Genomic DNA, 20,887 nt, shown 5'->3' on the forward strand with positions numbered 1-20,887 from the left:
AGCCGCCATGACGTCACGCCCTCCCAGTCAGGTGTCGCAAGTGAGCCGACTGTAGACCCGCGGACGGTAACGAGACAGGACCTCGAACGGTCAATTTTTCGCCAGCCCGGACGGCGCCGACCACCCCTAGGATGACGCGATGACCTCCCGCCCCGGCGACGTGCTGGCCTCCCTCGCCCACGCCGAGCCGAGCGTCTTCTGGCTCGCCGACCCCGGGCGCCCCAGGACGGAGCCGGCGCTCGTCGGCGACACCAGCACCGACCTCCTCGTCGTCGGCGGCGGCTACACCGGCCTGTGGGCGGCGCTCCAGGCCAAGGAGGACGACCCGTCCCGCGACGTGCTCGTGCTCGAGGGGTACGAGGTCGGCTGGGCGGCGTCGGGTCGCAACGGCGGCTTCTGTGCGGCCAGCATCACGCACGGCGAGGCCAACGGGCTCGAGCGGTTCGCCGACGAGTTCGACGTCCTGCAGCGGATGGGACGCGACAACCTCGACGGCATCGAGGACACCCTGCGCCGCCACGGGATCGACGCCGAGTGGGAGCGCACCGGCGAGCTCGACTTCGCCACCGCGCCGTGGCAGGTCGACGACCTCCGCGAGCTCGCCGACACCGTCAACGCGCACGGCGGCACGATGCGGTTCCTCGACGGCGAGGAGGCCCGCGCGCGCGTCGACTCCCCGACGTACCTTGCCGCCGTCCACGACCCCGACGGCGTCGCGATGGTCCATCCCGCCAAGCTGGCGTGGGGCCTGAAGCGTGCCTGCCTCGACCTGGGTGTGCGGATCCACGAGCACACCCGCGTCACCGACCTGGCCAAGGACGGCGCGGGGATGCGGGCGAGCACCGACCTCGGCGTCGTGCGGGCCCGCAAGGTGGTGCTGGCCACCAACGTCGAGACCGGCCTGCTGAAACGGCTGCGCCACTACGTCGTCCCGGTCTACGACTACGCGCTCGTCACCGAGCCGCTCAGCACCGACCAGCTCGGGTCCCTCGGCTGGCAGGGACGCGAGGGGCTGGCCGACGCCGCCAACCAGTTCCACTACTACCGGCTGACCGCCGACAACCGGATCCTGTGGGGCGGGTACGACGCGATCTACCACTACGGCGGCCGGGTCCGCGCGGAGTACGACCAGCGCCCCTCGACGTACAAGCTGCTCGCCGAGCAGTTCTTCGGCACCTTCCCGCAGCTCGAGGGCCTCCACTTCACGCACCGGTGGGGCGGGGCGATCGACACCTGCAGCCGCTTCACGGCGTTCTGGGGCACGGCGTACGCCGACCGGCTGGCCTACGTCGCCGGCTACACCGGCCTCGGGGTCGGCGCGAGCCGCTTCGGGGCGCGTGTGCTCCTCGACCTGGTCGACGGCCTCGACACCGAGCGCACCCGGCTGCAGATGGTGCGCAGCAAGCCGCTGCCGTTCCCGCCGGAGCCGATCCGCTACGGCGCGATCACCGCGACCCGGCTGGCGATCGCGGCGGCCGACCGCAACGGCGGGCAGCGCAACCTGTGGCTGCGCACGCTCGACAAGATGGGACTGGGGTTCGAGTCATGAGTGTGCGTGAGGCAGACGTCATCGTGGTCGGGGCCGGGCTGTCCGGCCTGGTGGCGGCGCGCGAGGTGCTCAAGGCCGGGCGCGAGCCGCTCGTGCTCGAGGCCAACGACCGCGTCGGCGGGCGGATCCTCACCGAGGAGCCCGTGCCCGGCGTGTTCCTCGAGCTCGGCGCGCAGTGGATCGGCGACACGCACCACCGGATGGCGGCGCTGGCCGCCGAGCTCGGGATCGCGCTCTACCAGCAGTTCGAGGACGGCGACACGTCCTACGAGTTCGGCGGTCGGGTGCTGCGCGGCGACGCGTTCCACGCGGCGTACGCCGACGACCTCGAGCACGTCGAGCGGGTGCTGCGCGAGCTCGACGCCATGGCGGAGACCGTCGACGTCGCGGCGCCCTGGCTCGCGCCGAAGGCCGACGAGTGGGACCGGATCACGGTCGGGCAGTGGTACGACGCCCAGGGGCTCTCGCCGCTGGGTCGCGAGCTGATCGAGATCTGCACGGTCGGGATCCTCGCCGTGCCCACCGTCGAGGTGTCGCTGCTCGGCCTGCTCGTCAACGTCGTCACCTGCGGGGTGACGGCCGACCTGCTGAGCGAGTCGGAGGGTGGCGCGCAGACCAAGCGGTTCGTCGGCGGCACCGGCCAGATCCCGCAGCGCCTCGCCGACGAGCTCGGCGAGCGCGTCGTCCTGTCCTCGCCCGTGATGTCCATCGACGTGTCGGGCGACGTCGTCACCGTGACGTGTCGTGGGGGACTGGTCGCGACGGGCAAGCAGGCCATCGTCGCGCTCGCGCCGACGCTGGCCGGGCGGATCATGTACGACCCGCCGCTGCCCGGCGTCCGCGACCAGCTGACCCAGCGGATGCCGCAGGCCTCGGCCCACAAGTCGTTCATCCTCTACGACGAGCCGTTCTGGCGCGACGAGGGACTCAACGCGCAGCTGATCTCCGACGCCGGACCGGCGCGCATGTCCAACGACTCGTGCATGCCCGAGGAGACCGGTGGCCCGGGCATCATCCTGGCCTTCCTCGAGGGCGAGAACGCCCGCGTCGAGGGCCGGTGGCCGGAGGAGCAGCGGCAGGCGGCGCTGCGCGAGGAGATGGCGCGCCACTTCGGACCTCGGGCCGCGAAGCCCGAGCTGATCGTCGAGGGCGGCTGGGTCGAGCGCGAGTGGACGCGCGGCTGCTACAACGCCAACCCCGGCCCGTGCGGCTGGATCCACTTCGGTGCGTCGCTGAGCGAGCCCGTCGGGCCGATCAAGTGGGCCGCGACCGAGACCGCGCTCCAGTGGAGCGGCTACATGGAGGGCGCCGTGGACGCCGGTGAGCGCGCGGCGCGCGAGGTGCTCGCCGACCTCGGCTGACGGGTCAGCCGCCCAGGTAGGGGTCGGCCCACGCACTGATGATCCGCGCCGCGCGCCTGGCCTGGTTGCGGCCGGTCAGCAGGTGGTCGGCGCCCTCCAGCGACACGAAGCTGCGCGGGTGCCGGGCGGCCCGGAAGATCTCGCTCGCGTTGGCGATGCCGACCGTGTTGTCGGTCGGGGAGTGCATGACCAGGAAGGCCCGGCGCAGGGTGCGGATCTGCTCGTGGAGGTCGGTCGAGCGCACGTCCTCCAGGAAGTGCCGCTTGAGCGTGAGGGCCTTGCCGCCACCAGGAACGGTGCCTCGCCCTCGGCCAGGATCCGCTCGACCAGCGCGTCGTAGTGGTGCTCGACGTGACGGACGTCGTACGGCGCACCGACGCTGGCGACGGCCCGCACGGACTCGAGCTCGTGCGCTGCCGCGATGACGGCCGCGCCGCCGAAGGAGTGGCCCACGAGGAGGCGGACGTCGCGGCCGGAGTCGTTCATGAACCGGACGGCCTGCGCGGTGTCGGCCACCTTGTGGCTGAACGACCCGTCGCCCCAGTCGCCGTCAGAGGTGCCGAGCCCGAGGTTGTCGAAGCGCAGCATGCCGATGCCCTCGCTGGCCAGCTGCTTGCAGATCCGGCTCGCGGCGGGGCAGTCCTTGCCGAGCGTGAAGCCGTGGGAGAAGACGCCCCAGCCCCGGACCTCGCCCTCGGGGTGGTCGACGAGACCACCGAGCTCGGGGCCGCTGGTGCTGGGGAACCTCACGTGCTCGGCCACGGCGGTCATCCTCACAGACGTCCGCGCTACCCGCGCGTAGTCTCCCGTCATGCGCCCCGATGAGTACGTCGAGCACGACGCCACCGCTCTCGCCGACCTGGTCCGCACCAAGGAGGTCACCGCCGCCGAGCTGCTGGCGCTGGCGCGGGCCCGGCGCGACGAGGTCAACCCGCGGCTCAACGCGATCGTGCGCGACATCGACGTCGACGCCGACGCCCGGGCGACCGATCCCGACCTCGCCGGTCCGTTCGCGGGGGTGCCGTTCCTGGTCAAGGACCTGGGGCAGGAGTACGCCGGACTCCCGACCACGAGCGGCTGCCGCGCGCTGCGCCACGAGGTCGCCACCGAGCACGCGCTGGTCACCCAGCGGTTCCTGGACGCCGGGCTGGTCGTCTTCGGCAAGACCAACACCCCCGAGCTCGGCGCCAAGGGCGTCACCGAGTCGGAGCTGCTCGGCCCTGCCCGCAACCCGTGGAGCACCGCGCACACGCCGGGCGGGTCGTCCGGTGGGTCCGGCGCCGCGGTGGCGGCCGGCATCGTCCCGGCCGCCGGGGCCAACGACGGTGGCGGGTCCGTGCGCATCCCGGCGGCCTGCAACGGGCTCGTGGGTCTCAAGCTCAGCCGCGGCCTGGGGCCCTACGGTCCGCAGACCGGTGAGGTGATGTTCGGGATGGTGACCCAGGGCGTCGTGTCGCGGACGGTTCGCGACAGCGCCGGGCTGCTCGACACGATCATCGGGCCCGACCTGCGCTCCGACTACCAGGGTCCGGCCCACGACGTCCCGTTCGCCGAGCAGATCCGGTCGGCTCCGGGCAAGCTCCGCATCGGCTGGTCGGCCTCCTCGGCGATCAACGCCGCCCCCGATTCCGAGGCGGTCGCCGCGGTCGAGGGTGCGGCAGAGCTGCTCGCCGAGCTCGGGCACGAGGTCGAGCAGGTCTCGCCGCCGCACGACGACGAGGCGCTGGCGCGCGACTTCCTGACGATCTGGTTCGCCCAGGTCTACGGCCAGGTCCGCGACATCAAGAAGCGCACGGGCGCGGGCGACGCCGGCTTCGAGTCCGACACCCTGGCCATGGCGGAGATCGGCCGGGCCAACGGGGCCGCCCCGCTGCTCGCCTCGCTGGCCAACGTGACGTCGTACGTCCACGCGCTCGCCCGCTTCCACGAGACGTACGACTACTTCCTGACTCCTACGCTGGCGAAGCCGCCGCTCGAGGTGCTCTCGACGGTCACCTCGCCCGGTCTGCAGCGGGCGTCCCGGGTGGTGGCCAGGGTCCGCGCCGGCAAGATCCTCAACGCGAGCGGGATCCTCGACCAGATGATCAGCGACAACCTCGGGTGGGTGCCCTACACGCAGCTCGCCAACCTGACGGGTCGGCCGGCGATCTCGGTGCCGCTGCACTGGACCGCCGCCGGCCTGCCACTCGGCGTCCAGCTCGTCGGCCGTCTCGGCTCCGACGGCGACCTGCTGCGCCTCGCCGCGCAGCTCGAGGAGGCGCAGCCGTGGGCGCACCGCTACCGGGCGGCCGAGCACCCGGCCTGATCAGCGCCTGCGGCCCCACAGGACGTAGGCGATCGGGCCGAACGGCTGGACCGACAGCGCCGGCCCCCACAACAATTTCGGCCCACGGACCTGGGAGGACGGTCGGCCGGCCAGGTCGCGCACGCACCACGTCGTCGCGGCGGCCTCGATGACACCGGCCACCACGACCAGCTTCTTCTGGGTGGGGCTCAGGTCGGCCCACGTCTTCTTCGGCACGGATCGATCCTAGCCAGCGCTCGATCAGGCGCCGTCGACGCCGTTGAGCAGCAACCAGAACACGACCACGCCCACGAACGCGGCGAGCAGGCCCCACCACACGCCGGTCAGCGCCCGCCGGCGGGAGTCCGCTCCGGCCCTCGCCAGCGCCGGCAGCGCCACGGTGACGCCCGCACCGATCGCGGCCACCGCGACGAGCTGGGCGGGGACGATCCAGTTCTCGGTCGAGCGTCCGTCGAGGAAGCTCGCCGCGACGGGCAGGCTCGCCATGCCGGCGACGAGCAGCACCACCACGCCGACCGTCCGCTGCAGGGCTGGGCTCACGAGCGCAACCTAGCGGAGATCGGTCCGCTCACGGGAGGGGGCGGTGGGCCACCCACCATCGCCGGGGCGGGAGTGTGGCTCAGCCACCCCGAGGCCGCGTCAGGCACTCGGTTCCTGCGGCCACTGCTTCGCGACCAGCGTCAGGACGTCGTACGTCGCCACCGGATCCCCGGACCCGTTGACGACCGTGGCGTCCCAGCGGACCTCGCCGTAGTCGGCGTTAGTGCGGGGGGTGATCTGCTTGACCGTCAGCGTCACCTGGATCGAGTCGCCGGCCTTGACCGGGGTGAGGAAGCGCAGCCGGTCGACGCCGAAGTTGGCCAGCACCGGCCCCGGGTCGGGGTCGACGAAGAGGCCGGCGGCGAGCGAGACGACGAGGTAGCCGTGGGCGACGATCCCGCCGAACAGCGGGTTCTGCTGCGCCGCCGCCTCGTCGGTGTGGGCGTAGAAGGTGTCGCCGGTGAACTCGGCGAAGTGGTCGATGTCGTCGAGGGTGACCGTGCGCGTGGCCGAGCTGATGGTGTCGCCGACCGCGAGCTCGGCGAGCGACTTGCGGAACGGGTGGACGTCGGTCTCGGTGCGCGAGGATCCGGTGATCCACTGGCCGCTGATCGCGCTGAGCATGTCGGGCGAGCCCTGGATCGCGGAGCGCTGCATGTGGTGCAGCACGGCCCGCACGCCGCCGAGCTCCTCGCCGCCCCCGGCGCGACCGGGACCGCCGTGGACCAGCACCGGCAGGGGCGAGCCGTGGCCGGTGGACTCGGCGGCGCTGGTGCGGTCGAGGACCAGCAGGCGTCCGTGCCACGGTGCGAGGCCGAGGGCCAGGGTGCGCGCCACCGAGGGGTCGTGGGTGACGATCGAGCCGGCGAGGCTGCCCTGGCCGCGGGCCGCGAGCCGGATCGCGTCGTCGAGCGAGTCGTAGGTGATGACGGTCGCGACCGGGCCGAAGGGCTCGATGTCGTGCGGCTCGCTGGCGCCCGGGTGGGCCTTGAGCAGCACCGGCGACATGAAGGCGCCGGTCTCCGCATCGGCGTTCACGACGTCGACCACGTCCGGGTTGCCGAAGACGATCTCGGACGACGCGCGCAGGGCCTGGACCGCCTTGCGGACCTCGTCGCGCTGGGCGAGCGAGGCGAGGGCACCCATGCGTACGCCCTCGCTGGTCGGGTGGCCGACGGTGACCTTCGCGAGCCGCGCGGAGACGGCGGCGACGACGTCGTCGGCCATGGCCGCCGGGACGATGACGCGACGGATGGCCGTGCACTTCTGACCGGCCTTGACGGTCATCTCGGTGACGACGCCCTTGACGAAGAGCTCGAACTCCGGGTCGTCGAGGCCCACGTCGGTGCCGAGGATCGAGCAGTTGAGTGAGTCGGCCTCGACGCCGAGCTGGACGCCGCCGTGCAGGACCGAGGGGTGCTGGCGCAGGTGCGCGCCGGTCGCGGCGGAGCCGGTGAAGGCGACGGAGTCCTGAGCACCCAGCTCGTCGATCAGGCCGGCGGGGGAGCCGCACAGCAGCTGGAGGGTGCCCTCGGGGAGGAGACCCGAGTCGACGATGCGGCGTACGACCGCCTCGGTCACGTAGGCCGTCTGGCTCGCCGGCTTCACGATCGTCGGCAGTCCGGCCAGGAACGCGGGGGCGAGCTTCTCGAGCATCCCCCAAACGGGGAAGTTGAAGGCGTTGATCTGGACGGCCACGCCCGGGCGTGAGGTGTAGACGTGCTGTCCGAGGAAGCTGCCCTCGCGGCCGAGGCGCTCGGGCTGGCCGTCGAGGACGACCACGTCGTTGGGCAGCTCCCGCGTGCCCTTCGACGCGATCGAGAACACGGTACCGATGCCGCCGTCGATGTCGACCATCGAGTCGCGCTGGGTGGCGCCGGTGCGGGCGGACAGCGCGTAGAAGTCGTCCTTGTGCTCGCCGAGCATCTTCGCCATCGCCTTGAGCGCGGCCGCGCGCTCGTGGAAGGTCAGGGCGCGCAGGGCGGGGCCGCCGACCTCGCGGGCGTAGGTCGTCATCGCGGCGAGGTCGAGGCCGGTCGACGAGATCCGGGCGACCTCCTCGCCGGTGCTCGCATCGAGGAGCGGCTCGCCCTCGTCGGTGGCGCGGAACCAGGTCCCACAGGAATAGCTCGCCAGCATTGCGGTCGTCTCGGTCACCGTGTCAGACTATTCCTGACCGATCGGTCTGTAAATAAGGGAGGGTCGCCGGTGACTGCCACTGCGAACGCCGACAGGGAAGCCGACTTCGAGCGCACGATCGAGCACCACGACCGGATCGAGCCACGCGACTGGATGCCGGAGAAGTACCGCGCGACGGTGATCCGTCAGGTCGCCCAGCACGCGCACTCCGAGATCATCGGCATGCAACCCGAGGGCAACTGGATCACCCGCGCACCGAGCCTGCGCCGCAAGGCGATCCTGCTCGCCAAGGTGCAGGACGAGGCCGGCCACGGGCTCTACCTCTACTCCGCCTGCGAGACGCTCGGCGTCAGTCGCGGCGAGCTCACCGACAAGCTCATCTCGGGCAAGCAGAAGTACTCCTCCATCTTCAACTACCCGACCTTGTCGTACGCCGACGTGGGCACCATCGGCTGGCTCGTGGACGGCGCCGCCATCTGCAACCAGGTGCCGCTGTGCCGGACCTCCTACGGGCCCTACGGCCGCGCGATGATCCGCGTCTGCAAGGAGGAGTCGTTCCACCAGCGCCAGGGCTACGAGCTGCTGATGACGATGATGTCCGGGACCGACGAGCAGCGCGCGATGGTGCAGGAGTCGGTCGACCGCTTCTGGTGGCCGGCGCTGATGATGTTCGGCCCGCCCGACGCCGACTCGCCCAACACCGCGCAGTCGATGGCGTGGGGGATCAAGCGCGACACCAACGACGACCTGCGGCAGAAGTTCGTCGACATGTCGGTGCCACAGGCCGAGGCGCTCGGCGTCACGCTGCCCGACCCTGAGCTCGCGTGGAACGAGGAGCGCGGTCACCACGACTTCGGCCAGCCCGACTGGGACGAGTTCGCGGCCGTCGTCTCCGGCTCCGGCCCGTGCAACGCCCAGCGGATCGCCCACCGCAAGCGTGCCCACGACGAGGGCGCATGGGTCCGCGAGGCGGCCCTCGCCTTCGCAGCGAAGGGGACAGACCTGTGACCGTCCAGCCCGAGTGGCCCCTCTACGAGATCTTCGTGCGCGGCAAGCGCGGCCTCAACCACGTCCACGTCGGCTCGCTGCACGCCGCCGACGACGAGATGGCGCTGCGCCACGCCCGCGACGTCTACACCCGCCGCAACGAGGGCGTCAGCATCTGGGCGGTCCGCGCCGACCTGATCGTCGCCTCCAGCCCCGACGAGAAGGACCCGCTCTTCGCGCCCGCCGGCGACAAGGTCTACCGGCACCCGACCTTCTACGCCATCCCCGACGACGTCCCCCACATGTGACATGGACTCCCACGACCTCGACCTCGACCACGACTCCGTCTACGACGGGCTCCTCGGCGGCGACGCCTCGCAGTGGGCCTTCGGCACGGACTTCGAGGACCCGCTCGCCGGCGTCGACACGACGATCCCGGCAGGTGTCGACGGCGCTGTCCTGGCGGCGTACTGCCTGATGCTCGGCGACGACGCACTGGTCTACGCCCACCGGCTCTCGGAGTGGACGAGCAACGCGCCCGACCTCGAGGACGACATCGCGCTGGCCAACATCTCCCTCGACCTGCTCGGCCAGGCCCGCCTGCTGCTCGCGCGGGCGGCGGCCGCCGATCCGTCCGTGGTGCCGGTGCTGCCCGACGGCTCGCCCGTCCCGCCGGAGGACGCGCTGGCGTTCTTCCGTGACGAGTCGGCCTTCCGCAACGTGCGCTACGTCGAGGCGCCCAACGGCGACTTCGGCGTCACCATCGCGCGGCTGCTGCTCTTCTCGACCCACCGGCTCGCCCTGCTGCAGCGACTCGCGGCCAGCGTCGACCCGGTGCTCGCGGCCATCGCGGCCAAGGGCGTCAAGGAGGTCACCTACCACCGCGACTACGCCGGCCGCTGGTTCGTCACGTTGGCCCGCGGCACCGAGGAGTCGCGGCGCAGGCTGGTCGCCGGCCTCGCGACCGTCTGGCCGATGTACGCCGAGCTGACCCGTTGCTCCGACGTCGAGGCCCGGGCTGCGGAGCAGGCGTTCGGGGTCGACCCGGCCACGGTCGGCGACGAGGTCGACGCCGTCGTCGAGCACGTGCTCGCCACCGCCGGGATCGAGCGACCCGACGTCCCGGCCTCCGGCACCGGCCCGCTCGGACGCACCGGTCGCCACTCGGAGGCCATGGGCAGGCTGCTCGCCGAGATGCAGGTGGTGGCCCGCGCCCACCCCCTGGGGAAGTGGTGAGTGCCCTGGCGGTGGCGGCCACCGTCACCGACCCCGAGATGCCGATGCTGACGCTCGTCGACCTCGGCGTGCTGCGCGACGTCGACGAGTCCGGCGACCGCGTGACTGTGACCATCACCCCGACCTATTCCGGCTGCCCGGCGATGGCGACCATGCGCGACGACCTGGTGCACGCGCTCCAGGACGCCGGCTACGACGAGGTGGACGTGAAGGTCAGCCTCAGCCCGGCCTGGTCGAGCGACTGGATCACCGAGCACGGGCGCGACCGGCTGAGGGCGCACGGTCTCTCGGCTCCGGGCCCGGCGCCGACGGGCCCGATCCCGCTCACCCTGGCGCCGGTGCGTCGGGCGATCGACTGCCCCCGCTGCGGCAGCGCCGACGTCCGACTCACCTCGGAGTTCGGACCGACCGCGTGCAAGGCGATGTACCAGTGCTCGACGTGCCTCGAGCCGTTCGAGCACGTCAAGGAGATCTGATGGCTCGCGGCACGTTCCACCCCCTCACCGTCGCCTCCGTCGAGCCGCTGACCGACGACTCGGCGGCCGTCACCTTCGAGGTGCCCGACGACCTGCGCGACGAGTTCGACTTCGCCGCCGGCCAGTCGCTGACGCTGCGCCGGACGATCGACGGCACCGAGCACCGCCGCTCCTACTCGATCTGCGCCCCGGCGGGCGAGCGCCCGCGCATCGGCGTACGCGAGATCCCCGACGGCCTCTTCTCGCGATGGCTGACCCGCGACGTCCGGCCCGGCGACGTGATCGAGGTGCAGACGCCGAGCGGCTCGTTCGCCGCGAGCGACGACCTGCCCGGGCGCCACCTGTGCATCGCCGCCGGGTCGGGGATCACGCCGATGCTCTCGATCGCCTCGACGGTGCTGCGCAACCCCGACTCGCAGGTGACCCTGCTCTACGGCAACCGCCACACCAACACGGTGATGTTCGCCGAGGAGCTCGCGGACCTGAAGAACCGCTACCGCCACCGCCTCGAGCTGGTGCACGTGCTCTCCCGCGAGCCCCGCGACGTGGAGCTGTTCACCGGCCGGCTCGACGCCGACCGGCTGCGCCGCTTGGTGTCCCTGCTCGTGCCGGTCGGGGGAGTGGACCACGTCTGGATCTGCGGGCCGTTCGGGCTGATCGCCGACGCCCGCGAGGTGCTCTCCGAGCTCGGCGTCCCGGCCGAGCGCGTGCACTTCGAGCTGTTCTACGTCGACGAGCCGCCGCCCGAGCTCGACCGCCCGGAGGCCGTCGTCGAGGGCGATGTCAGCGACGTGACCATCTCGCTCGACGGCCGCACCACCACCGCGCCGATGCCGCGTGCCACGACGATCCTCGACGGCGCCGCCGCCACTCGCAACGACCTGCCCTTCGCCTGCAAGGGCGGCGTCTGCGGCACCTGCCGCGCCCACGTCACCAGCGGCGAGGTCGAGATGCGCCGCAACTACGCGCTCGACGACGACGAGGTCGCCCGCGGGTTCGTGCTCACCTGCCAGACCTTCCCCGTCTCCGACGAGGTCGCCGTCGACTTCGACGCGTAGGTCAGCGCGTCGAGAGCCCGTCGAAGGCGATCCCGGTGATCGCGTCGGCGAGCTGGGAGGCGTCGACGGCGCCGTCGGGGTGGAACCACTCGATCGAGCTGTTCACCATCCCGAAGAGCAGGCGGCTGATCAGCTCGGGCTCGATGTCGGTGCGCAGGCTCCCTTCGCGTACGGCGTCGCGCACGAGCTCGGCCAGGGCGTCGTCGATCGCCCGGCGCCGGTCGAGCGCGGCCTGCTCGACCTCGCTGTTGCCGCGCGCGCGGAGCAACAGCGTGACCGCGGGGAGGTGGTCGGCGAGGATCTCGACCGAGGTGCGGAGGGCCGCACGCAGGCGGGCCTGCGCGGGCTGCTCGTGCGTGGCGGCGATGGCGGTGACGGTGCTGCTGAGGGCGTCGAGCGCCTCGTCGAGGGCCGAGGCGAGCAGGTGCTCCTTGCTCGGCACGTGGTGGTAGATCGCCGACTTGGTCAGCCCGAGCTCGCGGGCCAGGTCGCCCATGCTGGTCGCGTCGTAGCCCTGCCGGTTGAACACCTCGATCGCGCGCCGGAGCACGGTCTCCTGGTCGTAGCCGGGTCGTCCGCGACGTACGGACCCCGACGTCTCGACGGGCTCCTCGGCAGCTCCGGCGGATGGCATGCCACCAGCCTCGCACGGCCGTCGGCCGGGGGTGCACGGTTTGGCGGCGGGGCGGGGTACGATGGCTTCGCCTTCGCCGCTCGGTCAGCCCGATCTGGTGGCGGATCGGCCCCGACTCACACGTGCGGCCCGCGACTTCTCTGTCCTGGCTCACCGTCGGGTTCCTGCGTCGCTGGGGCAGTCGAGGCGAAACTTCTCGCGACGCAGACAGTGCTGTCCGGCGCGAGCCGTGCCGGACTCCGAGGAGGAACCGAGTGGCTCAGCGAAGCCGACGCACATCCACCGCACGCCGCGGCGGCACCAAGGTCGTCCGCAAGGACAACGAGGGCATCATCCCGGTGCTCGCGCGCTCCGTGCGCGAGGTGGAACAGGCGGCCGAGCGCGGGAAGGTCGCGCCGCACGGCCGGGCCACCTTCCAGGTCGTGGCCCTGCTGGTGCGCGACGAGCGCAACCGCCTCAACGCCGACACCGAGATCGGCGAGGCCCGCAAGGCCGAGCAGCTGAAGCGACTCGACGGCATCGCCACGATCCTGGCCAAGACGGCCGCTCGTGACACCTCGCTGCTGCAGCTGCTCGCCGAGGACGTCGAGATCTCCGAGGGTGCCCGCGCGCTGAAGCGGCAGATGCTCAAGCAGGGCGGCATCGACGTGCCGGAGGAGGCCGAGCCCAAGAAGCCCGAGACGGCTGCCTCCAGCTCCGCGCGCCGCGTCGTCCCGCAGTCCGTCATCTCGCGCCAGCTCGCCAACCCGTTCCTCGCCCCCGACTTCTCCGCCGTCCCGCTCCGCGTCGAGGCGCGTCGGCTCGCCAACTGGGAGCTCCTCGAGCCGCTCTTCAAGTCCTTCGAGTACGTCGGGGGCGGGGCCGCCGCGTGCATGAAGCTGCCCGACCCGGTGCCCGTGCCCGGCGTGCCGCTCATGCCCCACCAGGCCCAGCTCGTCGCGGCCGCCGCCGGCGGCCACCGCACGTTCCTGCTCGCCGACGAGCCCGGGCTCGGGAAGACCGCCCAGGCGCTGCTCGCCGCGCAGGCCGCCCAGGCCTGGCCGCTGCTCGTCGTCGTGCCCAACGTCGTCAAGGCCAACTGGGCGCACGAGGTCAGCCTCTGGACGCCCAACCGCTCCGTCACCGTGATCCACGGCGACGGGGAGGAGGTCGACGGCTTCGCCGACATCGTGGTCGTCAACTACGAGGTCCTCGACCGGCACGTCGGCTGGCTCGGCGACCACGGCTTCCGCGGCATGGTGGTCGACGAGGCCCACTTCATCAAGAACAAGTCCTCGCAGCGCTCGCAGCACGTCCTCGAGCTCTCGCAGCGCATCCGCACCCGCATCGCCCGACCGTTGCTGATGGCGCTGACCGGCACCCCGCTGATCAACGACATCGAGGACTTCCGCGCGATCTGGCAGTTCCTCGGCTGGATCGACGACCACAAGCCGCTGGCCGAGCTGATGAACAAGCTCGAGGACACCGGCCTGATGCCCGGTGAGCCCGGCTTCTACCCCAACGCCCGCCGCTCGGTGATCGAGATGGGCATCGTGCGACGCAAGAAGATCGACGTCGCCGCCGACATCCCCGCCCGCCGCGTCGCCGACCTGCCGGTCGAGCTCGAGGGGGCCGAGGGCCGCTCCATCCGCGACGCCGAGCGCGAGCTGTCACGTCGCCTGGTGCAGCGCTACGACGCCGCCCTCGAGGCGCGCACCACCCACGTCGTCGTCGACGGCATCGACCACGAGCTGGTCCGCCGCGTCGCGAAGTGGGAGCGCGAGGACATGGAGTCGGCCAAGGACGGCGAGAACGTCTTCTCGATGATGCGCCGCATCGGCCAGGCCAAGGCCGGGCTGGCCGCCGACTACACGGCGCAGCTCGCGCGCAACGTCGGCAAGGTCGTCTTCTTCGCCAAGCACGTCGACGTGATGGACGAGGCGCAGGCCAGCTTCGCCAAGCGCGGCATCAGCTTCGTCTCGATCCGCGGCGACCAGACCGCGAAGGCCCGCGCCGCCGCGATCGAGTCGTTCACCAACGACCCCGAGACCTCGATCATCGTCTGCTCGCTCACCGCCGCCGGCGTCGGCCTGAACCTCCAGGTCGCCTCCAACATGGTGCTGGCCGAGCTGTCGTGGACCGACGCCGAGCAGACCCAGGCGATCGACCGCATCCACCGCATCGGTCAGTCGGAGCCGGTCACGGCGTGGCGGATCATCGCGGCGCAGACGATCGACTCGAAGATCGCCGAGCTCATCGACTCGAAGGCCGGCCTCGCCGCTCGCGCCCTCGACGGTGCCGACGAGATCGCGTCGTCCGTCGACGTACAGCTCGAGGCGCTCGTCGGACTGCTCAACGACGCGCTCGAGGCCCGCGGGGGCCGCTGACCCGGCGCAGCCGCGGTGTCGGACGTCCGCCGGGACGTCCGACGAGGCGGTGGCACGGGCGACCGGGTCGTCGGACGTCCCGCGTGACGTCCGACGAGGTGGCGGCCGCGACGTCGGACGCACGCCACCGTGTGACTCCGGGACCGACGGCTCCGCCGCGGTGTTCGGGTGGCGGTGCGTGAGCCACGTTTCCCGCGCCCATCCTGTGGCTGCGCCACCGACGCCAGCGTGTCCCGGCGCGCCCCGCCCAACGTCGGTGTGTCACCCACCTTCCGTACGGCGAGAGGGTGGCTCACGCACCGCTGCGGGGTGTGTCGTCGCGTGACCCGCCGGTGGCGGTGAGTCACCCACTTTCTGTACGGCGAGAGGGTGGCTCACGCACCGCTGCGGGGTGTGTCGTCGCGTGACCCGCCGGTGGCGGTGAGTCACCCACCTTCCGCACGGCGAGAGGGTGGCTCACCCACCGCTGCGCGACCAGCGACCAGCGAGCAGCGAGCAGGATCAGCCCATGAACTTCCGCGCGAGCGGTAGGGGCAGGTGCTCGAGCGCGAACCCGACGGGCACCCACGGCCAGCTCGGGACACGGGCGGACGCCTTCTCCTTCTCGATCGCCGACACCATCGCGCGCACGCCCTTCTCGGTCGAGGAGACGAGCGGGGTGGTGGCGGAGGTGGCCGACATCTCGGAGACGATGTAGCCGGGGTAGAGCACGGTGACCTTGATGGGCGTGTGCATCACGTCGGCGCGGAAGCCCTCGGCCAGGTGCGCGACGGCGGCCTTCGTGGCGGCGTACGTCGTGATGTTCCTCGGCATCCCGCGGACGGCCGACATCGAGGAGATCATCACCAGCTGGCCGGCGTCCTGCTCGCGGAAGATCTTCGCCGCGGCCTCGGTCTGGGCGAGGGCGCCGATGAAGTTGGTCTGCGCGGTCGCGAGGTTGGCGTCGAAGCGCCCGGTGCCGAGCGGCTGGCCCTTGCCGAGCCCGGCGTTGACGATGATCTTCTCGAGCGTGCCGAACTCCGCGCGGAACTCCTCGAACACCCGGAAGACCGCGTCGTGGTCGTTGACGTCCAGCGCCTTGACCGAGACCTTCACCCCGGGCAGGGAGGCGGCCAGGTCCTCGAGGCGGTCCGTGCGCCGCGCGCACAGCGCCAGGTCGTAGCCGAGCGCGGCGAACTGGCGAGCCATCTCGGCGCCGAGTCCCGAGGACGCGCCGGTGATCAGGATGGTGGGCATGCGGCGGAGTCCTATCGGTAGGTCTGGAGGTCGGCGGGCAGGTGCGTGTGCTCGTTGAAGGCGACCAGGGTGGTGCCGCGCGAGCCGACGACGAAGCTGGTGACGGCGGCGTTGATGACGACCTGGTTGAGGCGCCGCCACAGGTGGGCCGCGACGTCGGAGGAGTCGTCGAGCCGGGTTGCGCTCGCCCAGGCGATCGGACCGCCGCTGGTGAAGACGACGGCGGTGCCCTTCGGGTCGAGTACGGCGACGGCCCGGTCGAGCGCCGCGGAGACCCGTTCGCAGAAGCCGGCGAACGGCTCGTCGTAGTCGTCGTGCTGGCCGCCCGTCCAGCGCAGCGTGGCGTCGGTGAACCAGCGCTCGAACGCGCGCGGGTCGGAGGCGACGTCGACGTCGTCCGGGGCCGGGTGCCGTTCGAGCATCTGCTGGTGGTCGAACTCGTTCCAGCCGTCGTCGAAGGTCAGCGGCAGGTCCCACCCCGCGCCCTCACAGGCGCCCTCGGCGGTCTGCCGGTGCCGCTTCATCGCACCCGAGAGCAGCACGTCGGGGAGGATGCCCTGGGACGCGAGCGCGGCACCGAGCACACGCGACTGCTCGACGCCGAGGTCGGAGAGCTGGTCGTAGTCGGCCGCGCCCCACGACGCCTGGCCGTGCCGCACCAGCAGGATCTTGCTCATGCACGTACTCGCTTCGCTCCGTGCGCGCATGAGGCACCAGCGGCACTGCGTCTGATGGTTCGCTCGCTTCGCTCACTCACGCGAGCACCTCGGCGATCCGGCGGTCCAGGATCTGCACGCCGGGCCCGAACATCGCGAACATCTCGTTGGTCGTCTGGCCGTGGAAGTAGCGGTAGTAGATCTGCTGGGCGATCACGGCGTTGCGGAAGAGCCCGAAGACCTCGTAGAAGCGCCACTGCTCGGGCGTCAGGTCGAAGCCCATCCGCTCGCAGTAGGCCTCGACGACCTCCTCCCGGGTGATCATCCCGGGCAGGTCGGTGGGCACCCGCTTCGTCATCTTCAGCTCGTCGGAGTCGTCGGCCTGGATCCAGAACGCGAGGGCCCCGCCGAGGTCCATGAGCGGGTCGCCGAGCGTGGCCATCTCCCAGTCGAGGACGCCGACCACGCGGGTCGGGTCGTCGGCGTCGAAGACCATGTTGTCGATCTTGAAGTCGTTGTGGATCACGCAGTGGGCGACGTCGTCGGGCTGGTTGGCGTCCAGCCACGTCATCACCACCTCGAAGGACGGGTTGTCGGGCGTGTGCGCGTTCCGGTAGCGCGCCGACCACCCCTCGACCTGGCGGCGGACGTAGCCGGTGCCCCGGTTGAGCTCGCCGAGGCCGGCCGCCTCTGCGTCGACGGAGTGCAGCTCGGCGTACACCTCGACGACGTTGAGGCACAGCCGGCGCGCCTGCTCGGGCGTCAGGTCGACGCCGGGCGGCCAGGTGCTGCGGGGGATCACGCCCTCGATCCGACCCATCGCGTAGAAGTCACCGCCGACGACCGACGGGTCGTCGCAGAAGCCGACCATCGGCGCGATGTAGGGGAAGACCGGCGCGAGCGCCGACTGGATGACGAACTCGCGACGCATGTCGTGCGCGCCCTTCGCCTTGGTGCCGCCCGGTGCCCGCCGCAGGATGAGGTCGCGGGTGGGATAGCGCAGGAGGTAGGTCAGGTTCGACGCGCCGCCGGAGAACTGGCGCACCTCGGGCGTCCCCTCCAGACCGCTCGGGTCACCGGCGTTGTCGCGCAGCCACGCGGCGACGGCAGGGACGTCGAACGCGTCCTCGTCGCGCACGGCGCGGGCGCCGGCCACCTCAGTCATGGAGCGCACCGTCGAGCTTGCGGGCCTGCGCGCGCATGACGTCGTCGTACGCCGCTCGGTCGGCCCACTTCAGGAAGTAGGCCTGACGGGCGGCCTCGTCGGGGACGATCACGTCCTCGCCGGCGTCCATGCCGGCCAGCACGGCGGCCGCGATGTCGTCGGCGCTCACCTTCGAGTTGTTGACCAGCGCGGAGATGACCGTGCCGATGGCCTCGTCCTGGCCCTGCATCGAGTCCATCAGGTTGGTGCGGAAGTAGGAGGGGCAGACCGCGCTGGCGTGCACGCCGTGGGCCGCGAGCTCGTGGCCGCAGGTCTCGGTGAAGGCGACGACCGCGGCCTTGACCGCGTTGTAGGAGCCCATGCCGGCGGGGTGCACGAGGCCGGCGAGCGAGGCGACGTTGACGATGTGGCCCGAGCGCTGCGCCTTGAGCATCGGGGTGAAGGTCTGCACGCCGCGGACCACACCGAAGAGGTTGATCTCGGTGATCCAGCGCCAGTCGTCCATCGAGCAGAGCTCGATCCGGCCGCCGCCCGCGACGCCGGCGTTGTTGACGAGCACGTCCAGCCCGCCCCACCGCTCCTCGACGGCCGCGAGCGCGGCCGCCCAGTCGGCGTCGGAGGTGATGTCGAGGACCAGGTCGATGCCGTCGGCCTCGACCCGGTCGGTGGCGAGCACCTCGTCGCCGCGCGCGCGGAACGCGGCGGTGAGTGCCGCGCCGAGCCCGGACGCGGCCCCGGTGACCAGGACGCGCCTCATGCGTGCTTGCCCAGCTCGATCTTGGCGATCACGTTGCGGTGCACCTCGTCGGGCCCGTCGGCCAGCCGCAGCGAGCGCGCCCCGACGTACGCCGCCGCGAGCGGGAAGTCGTCGGTCATGCCGGCGCCGCCGTGCAGCTGGATCGCCATGTCGATCACGTCCAGGGCCATGTTGGGCACCTCGACCTTGATCTCGCTGACCGCGGAGACGGCCTCCATCGACAGGCCCTGGTCGAGCAGCCAAGCGGCGTGCATGACGAGCAGGCGGGAGCGGTTGATGGCGATGCGGGCGTCGGCGATGCGCTCGCGGTTGCCACCGAGGTTGGCCAGCGGCTTGCCGAAGGCGGTGCGGCTGGTCGCGCGCTCGCACGCGATCTCGAGCGCCTTCTCCGCGAGCCCGATGGCGCGCATGCAGTGGTGCACGCGTCCCGGGCCGAGCCGGCCCTGGGCGATCTCGAACGCGCGGCCCTCGCCGAGCAGGATGTTGCCGACCGGCACCCGCACGTGGTCGAAGGACACCTCGCCGTGCCCGAGCGGCTCGTCGTAGTAGCCCATCGTGGTGAGCATCCGCTCGACCGTGACGCCCGGGGCGTCGCGGGGGACCAGCACCATGGTGTGGCGCGAGTGACGGTCGGCGTCGGGGTTGGTCAGGCCCATGAAGACGAGGATCTTGCACTCGGGGTTGCCGATGCCGGTGGAGAACCACTTGCGACCGTTGATGACGACCTCGTCGCCGTCGACCACCGCGGTGGCGGCCATGTTGGTCGCGTCGGAGGAGGCCACCTCCGGCTCGGTCATGCAGAAAGCGCTGCGGATCTCCGCGCGCAGCAGCGGCTCGAGCCACTGGCCCTTCTGCTCCTCGGTGCCGTACTTCAGCAGCACCTCCATGTTCCCGGTGTCGGGCGCGTTGGAGTTGAAGACGAGGGGCGCCAGGAACGAGCGGCCCATCACCTCGGCCAGCGGGGCGTAGTCGACGTTGCTCAGCCCGGCGCCGCCGTCGGTGCCGAAGTCGGCGGCGTAGGACCCGGCGTGCTCGGCCGGAAGGAAGAGGTTCCACAGTCCCTGCGCGCGCGCCTTGGCCTGCAGCTCCTTGATCCGCGGGTCGGGCGTCCAGGCGTCGCCGCCGCTCTCGCGGGCCGTCTTGATCCGCTCGTGCATGTCGGCCTCGAGCGGCTCGATCTCGGTGTCGAGGAAGGCGCGGACGCGGCCCTGGAGGTCGGCCGCGCGGGGGGAGAGGGAGAAGTCCATGGGTTGACCATAGCCACACAGTTGAGCAATGCTCAACAGCGTGTCCGATCCCGTACGCCGCCGGCTGAGCGCCGAGGACCGGCGCCGCCAGCTCGTGGGGATCGGGCTGAGCCGGATCGTCGACACCCCGATCCAGGACCTGTCCCTCGACGCCGTCGCGGCCGAGGCCGGCATCTCGCGCGGGCTGCTGTTCCACTACTTCCCGACCAAGACCGACTTCTACCTCGCCTGCATCGCGGCGGCCGGGCGACGGATCCTGCGCAACACCGCTCCGTCGTCCGACGACCCGGGCCCGGAGCAGGTGCGGTCGATGCTGGTCGCGATGATCGAGCAGATCGACCGCCGGCGCGCGTTCTACCTCACCCTCGTGCACGGCAGCGGGGTCGCCGACCCGCGGGTCAGCGAGGTCTACGACTCGGTGCGCTCGGTCTCCACGGACCGGGTGATGGCGGCGCTGGGGCTCGACGCAGCGGCGTACGACCTGGTCCACGCCTGGTGGGCGTACGTCGAGGACCGGGCCCTCAGCTGGAGCGCCGAGCCGGCGGACGGGCGGACCACGTCGCTCGAGGACCTCGTCGCGCACTGCGAGCGCGTGCTCGCCCTGCTGGGCGGGACGGGGAGCGGTCAGCCGACGTGGAGCACGGCCGGGCCCGCCGGCACCTCGTAGCGTCCGGCGTCGCCGCCCTCGAGCTCGGTCAGCACGTGGTGGGCCAACCGAGCGGAGGACGGCGCGAGGAACAGGCTCTCCGACGCGTAGGGCCGCCCCGACCAGGTGTCGGGGAGCTGGTGCCGGATCCGGGCGTCGAGCAGCTCCACCGGTCGCCAGCCGGGTGTCGGCACCGCGTCGGGTGGGACGACCAGCGCCAGCGTGTCCCACTGCCCGAGGACCAGCTTGGTGTGCAGGTCGAGGGCGGCGGCCAGCAACGAGGGGTGCTCGTCGACGAGCAGCATCCGGTAGTGCACGCGATAGCGGTAGGCCTGGCGGCGGGCCGGACGGACCCCGGCACGGGCGGCCAGCAGGTCGAGGTCGGACGCGCAGGCCCGCGGGTCCTGGAGGCGTACGGCGCAGACGCGGGCCGCCGTCGTCCAGTCACCGGCGACGACGTCGGCCAAGGTGTCGAGCATCGGCACCAGGAGCCGCGCACCGGGGTGCGTGATGGTGATGGTCATGGAGC

21 protein-coding genes are annotated in these 20,887 nt (G+C 71.8%); 10 read left to right on the plus strand and 11 right to left on the minus strand.

All coding sequences use genetic code 11. From position 1 onward, the window contains the following. Nucleotides 1-139: 139 nt before the first annotated feature. Entirely contained in the window at nucleotides 140-1,549 is a 1,410-nt protein-coding gene (locus C7S10_RS13915) for an NAD(P)/FAD-dependent oxidoreductase (protein ID WP_108345048.1), read from the plus strand. Further along, entirely contained in the window at nucleotides 1,546-2,910 is a 1,365-nt protein-coding gene (locus tag C7S10_RS13920) for a flavin monoamine oxidase family protein (protein WP_108345049.1), read from the plus strand. The genes C7S10_RS13915 and C7S10_RS13920 overlap by 4 nt, the downstream gene beginning before the upstream one ends. 75 nt (nucleotides 2,911-2,985) lie before the next feature. On the opposite strand, the gene C7S10_RS23175 is transcribed toward C7S10_RS13920, so the two are convergent. Continuing rightward, nucleotides 2,986-3,723 (minus strand): alpha/beta hydrolase family protein, encoded by a 738-nt coding sequence (locus C7S10_RS23175; protein WP_423802716.1) that lies wholly within the window; start codon nucleotides 3,721-3,723, stop codon nucleotides 2,986-2,988. Between C7S10_RS23175 and C7S10_RS13930 the strand changes: the two genes are divergently transcribed. Next, entirely contained in the window at nucleotides 3,722-5,215 is a 1,494-nt protein-coding gene (locus tag C7S10_RS13930; RefSeq protein WP_108345050.1) for an amidase, read from the plus strand. The genes C7S10_RS23175 and C7S10_RS13930 overlap by 2 nt on opposite strands. Here the strand turns inward: C7S10_RS13930 and C7S10_RS13935 are convergent, their stop codons facing one another. From C7S10_RS13935 to paaZ, 3 genes are all read right to left on the minus strand, one after another. After that, nucleotides 5,216-5,431: a PLDc N-terminal domain-containing protein gene (locus C7S10_RS13935; protein WP_108345051.1), complete on the minus strand. Its 216-nt coding sequence runs from the start codon at nucleotides 5,429-5,431 to the stop codon at nucleotides 5,216-5,218. 24 nt (nucleotides 5,432-5,455) lie between these two features. Beyond that, nucleotides 5,456-5,755 (minus strand): hypothetical protein, encoded by a 300-nt coding sequence (locus tag C7S10_RS13940; RefSeq protein WP_108345052.1) that lies wholly within the window; start codon nucleotides 5,753-5,755, stop codon nucleotides 5,456-5,458. Nucleotides 5,756-5,854: 99 nt separating this feature from the next. Further along, on the minus strand, nucleotides 5,855-7,912 hold the full coding sequence (gene paaZ, locus C7S10_RS13945; protein ID WP_243395379.1) for a phenylacetic acid degradation bifunctional protein PaaZ: 2,058 nt from the start codon (nucleotides 7,910-7,912) through the stop codon (nucleotides 5,855-5,857). A 51-nt stretch (nucleotides 7,913-7,963) separates the two neighbouring features. On the opposite strand from paaZ, the gene paaA reads away from it, so the two are divergent. The 5 genes from paaA to paaE are packed head-to-tail and all read left to right on the plus strand — an operon-like array spanning nucleotide 7,964 to nucleotide 11,651. Beyond that, nucleotides 7,964-8,902, plus strand: coding sequence for a 1,2-phenylacetyl-CoA epoxidase subunit PaaA (gene paaA, locus C7S10_RS13950; RefSeq protein ID WP_108345054.1), 939 nt, complete (start codon nucleotides 7,964-7,966; stop codon nucleotides 8,900-8,902). Then, a complete protein-coding gene (paaB, locus tag C7S10_RS13955; RefSeq protein ID WP_010832326.1) occupies nucleotides 8,899-9,189 on the plus strand; it encodes a 1,2-phenylacetyl-CoA epoxidase subunit PaaB in 291 nt (96 codons plus the stop codon). The genes paaA and paaB overlap by 4 nt, the downstream gene beginning before the upstream one ends. A gap of 1 nt (nucleotide 9,190) precedes the next feature. After that, complete coding sequence (gene paaC / locus C7S10_RS13960) at nucleotides 9,191-10,117, plus strand: 1,2-phenylacetyl-CoA epoxidase subunit PaaC (protein ID WP_108345056.1); 927 nt, start codon at nucleotides 9,191-9,193, stop codon at nucleotides 10,115-10,117. After that, entirely contained in the window at nucleotides 10,114-10,593 is a 480-nt protein-coding gene (gene paaD / locus C7S10_RS13965) for a 1,2-phenylacetyl-CoA epoxidase subunit PaaD (protein ID WP_207769385.1), read from the plus strand. The genes paaC and paaD overlap by 4 nt, the downstream gene beginning before the upstream one ends. Beyond that, on the plus strand, nucleotides 10,593-11,651 hold the full coding sequence (paaE, locus tag C7S10_RS13970) for a 1,2-phenylacetyl-CoA epoxidase subunit PaaE (RefSeq protein ID WP_108345058.1): 1,059 nt from the start codon (nucleotides 10,593-10,595) through the stop codon (nucleotides 11,649-11,651). Before paaD ends, paaE begins: the two co-directional genes overlap by 1 nt. Before the next feature lies 1 nt (nucleotide 11,652). Here paaE and C7S10_RS13975 read toward each other — a convergent pair whose 3' ends face one another. Continuing rightward, nucleotides 11,653-12,285 (minus strand): TetR/AcrR family transcriptional regulator, encoded by a 633-nt coding sequence (locus tag C7S10_RS13975; RefSeq protein WP_108345059.1) that lies wholly within the window; start codon nucleotides 12,283-12,285, stop codon nucleotides 11,653-11,655. 254 nt (nucleotides 12,286-12,539) lie between these two features. On the opposite strand from C7S10_RS13975, the gene C7S10_RS13980 reads away from it, so the two are divergent. Next, nucleotides 12,540-14,651: a DEAD/DEAH box helicase gene (locus tag C7S10_RS13980; RefSeq protein ID WP_243395380.1), complete on the plus strand. Its 2,112-nt coding sequence runs from the start codon at nucleotides 12,540-12,542 to the stop codon at nucleotides 14,649-14,651. A gap of 501 nt (nucleotides 14,652-15,152) precedes the next feature. Here the strand turns inward: C7S10_RS13980 and C7S10_RS13985 are convergent. From C7S10_RS13985 to C7S10_RS14005, 5 genes are all read right to left on the minus strand, one after another. Beyond that, nucleotides 15,153-15,887, minus strand: coding sequence for an SDR family oxidoreductase (locus C7S10_RS13985; RefSeq protein WP_108345061.1), 735 nt, complete (start codon nucleotides 15,885-15,887; stop codon nucleotides 15,153-15,155). An 11-nt stretch (nucleotides 15,888-15,898) separates the two neighbouring features. Then, on the minus strand, nucleotides 15,899-16,564 hold the full coding sequence (locus tag C7S10_RS13990) for a histidine phosphatase family protein (RefSeq protein WP_165807154.1): 666 nt from the start codon (nucleotides 16,562-16,564) through the stop codon (nucleotides 15,899-15,901). A gap of 76 nt (nucleotides 16,565-16,640) precedes the next feature. Beyond that, nucleotides 16,641-17,708, minus strand: coding sequence for a phosphotransferase family protein (locus tag C7S10_RS13995; RefSeq protein WP_108345282.1), 1,068 nt, complete (start codon nucleotides 17,706-17,708; stop codon nucleotides 16,641-16,643). After that, entirely contained in the window at nucleotides 17,701-18,465 is a 765-nt protein-coding gene (locus C7S10_RS14000; RefSeq protein WP_108345063.1) for an SDR family NAD(P)-dependent oxidoreductase, read from the minus strand. Before C7S10_RS14000 ends, C7S10_RS13995 begins: the two co-directional genes overlap by 8 nt. Beyond that, nucleotides 18,462-19,712 (minus strand): acyl-CoA dehydrogenase family protein, encoded by a 1,251-nt coding sequence (locus C7S10_RS14005; RefSeq protein ID WP_108345064.1) that lies wholly within the window; start codon nucleotides 19,710-19,712, stop codon nucleotides 18,462-18,464. The genes C7S10_RS14000 and C7S10_RS14005 overlap by 4 nt, the downstream gene beginning before the upstream one ends. 28 nt (nucleotides 19,713-19,740) lie before the next feature. Here C7S10_RS14005 and C7S10_RS14010 point away from each other — a divergent pair, with 28 nt between their 5' ends. Next, the gene (locus C7S10_RS14010; RefSeq protein ID WP_108345065.1) at nucleotides 19,741-20,379 is read left to right on the plus strand and encodes a TetR/AcrR family transcriptional regulator; all 639 of its coding nucleotides are present in this window, start codon (nucleotides 19,741-19,743) and stop codon (nucleotides 20,377-20,379) included. Here the strand turns inward: C7S10_RS14010 and C7S10_RS14015 are convergent. Next, on the minus strand, nucleotides 20,337-20,882 hold the full coding sequence (locus C7S10_RS14015) for a hypothetical protein (RefSeq protein WP_108345066.1): 546 nt from the start codon (nucleotides 20,880-20,882) through the stop codon (nucleotides 20,337-20,339). The two genes, C7S10_RS14010 and C7S10_RS14015, sit on opposite strands and share 43 nt — an antisense overlap. Nucleotides 20,883-20,887 lie beyond the last annotated feature (5 nt).

This window comes from Nocardioides currus (assembly GCF_003057875.1).
Taxonomy (GTDB): Bacteria; Actinomycetota; Actinomycetes; order Propionibacteriales; family Nocardioidaceae; genus Nocardioides; species Nocardioides currus.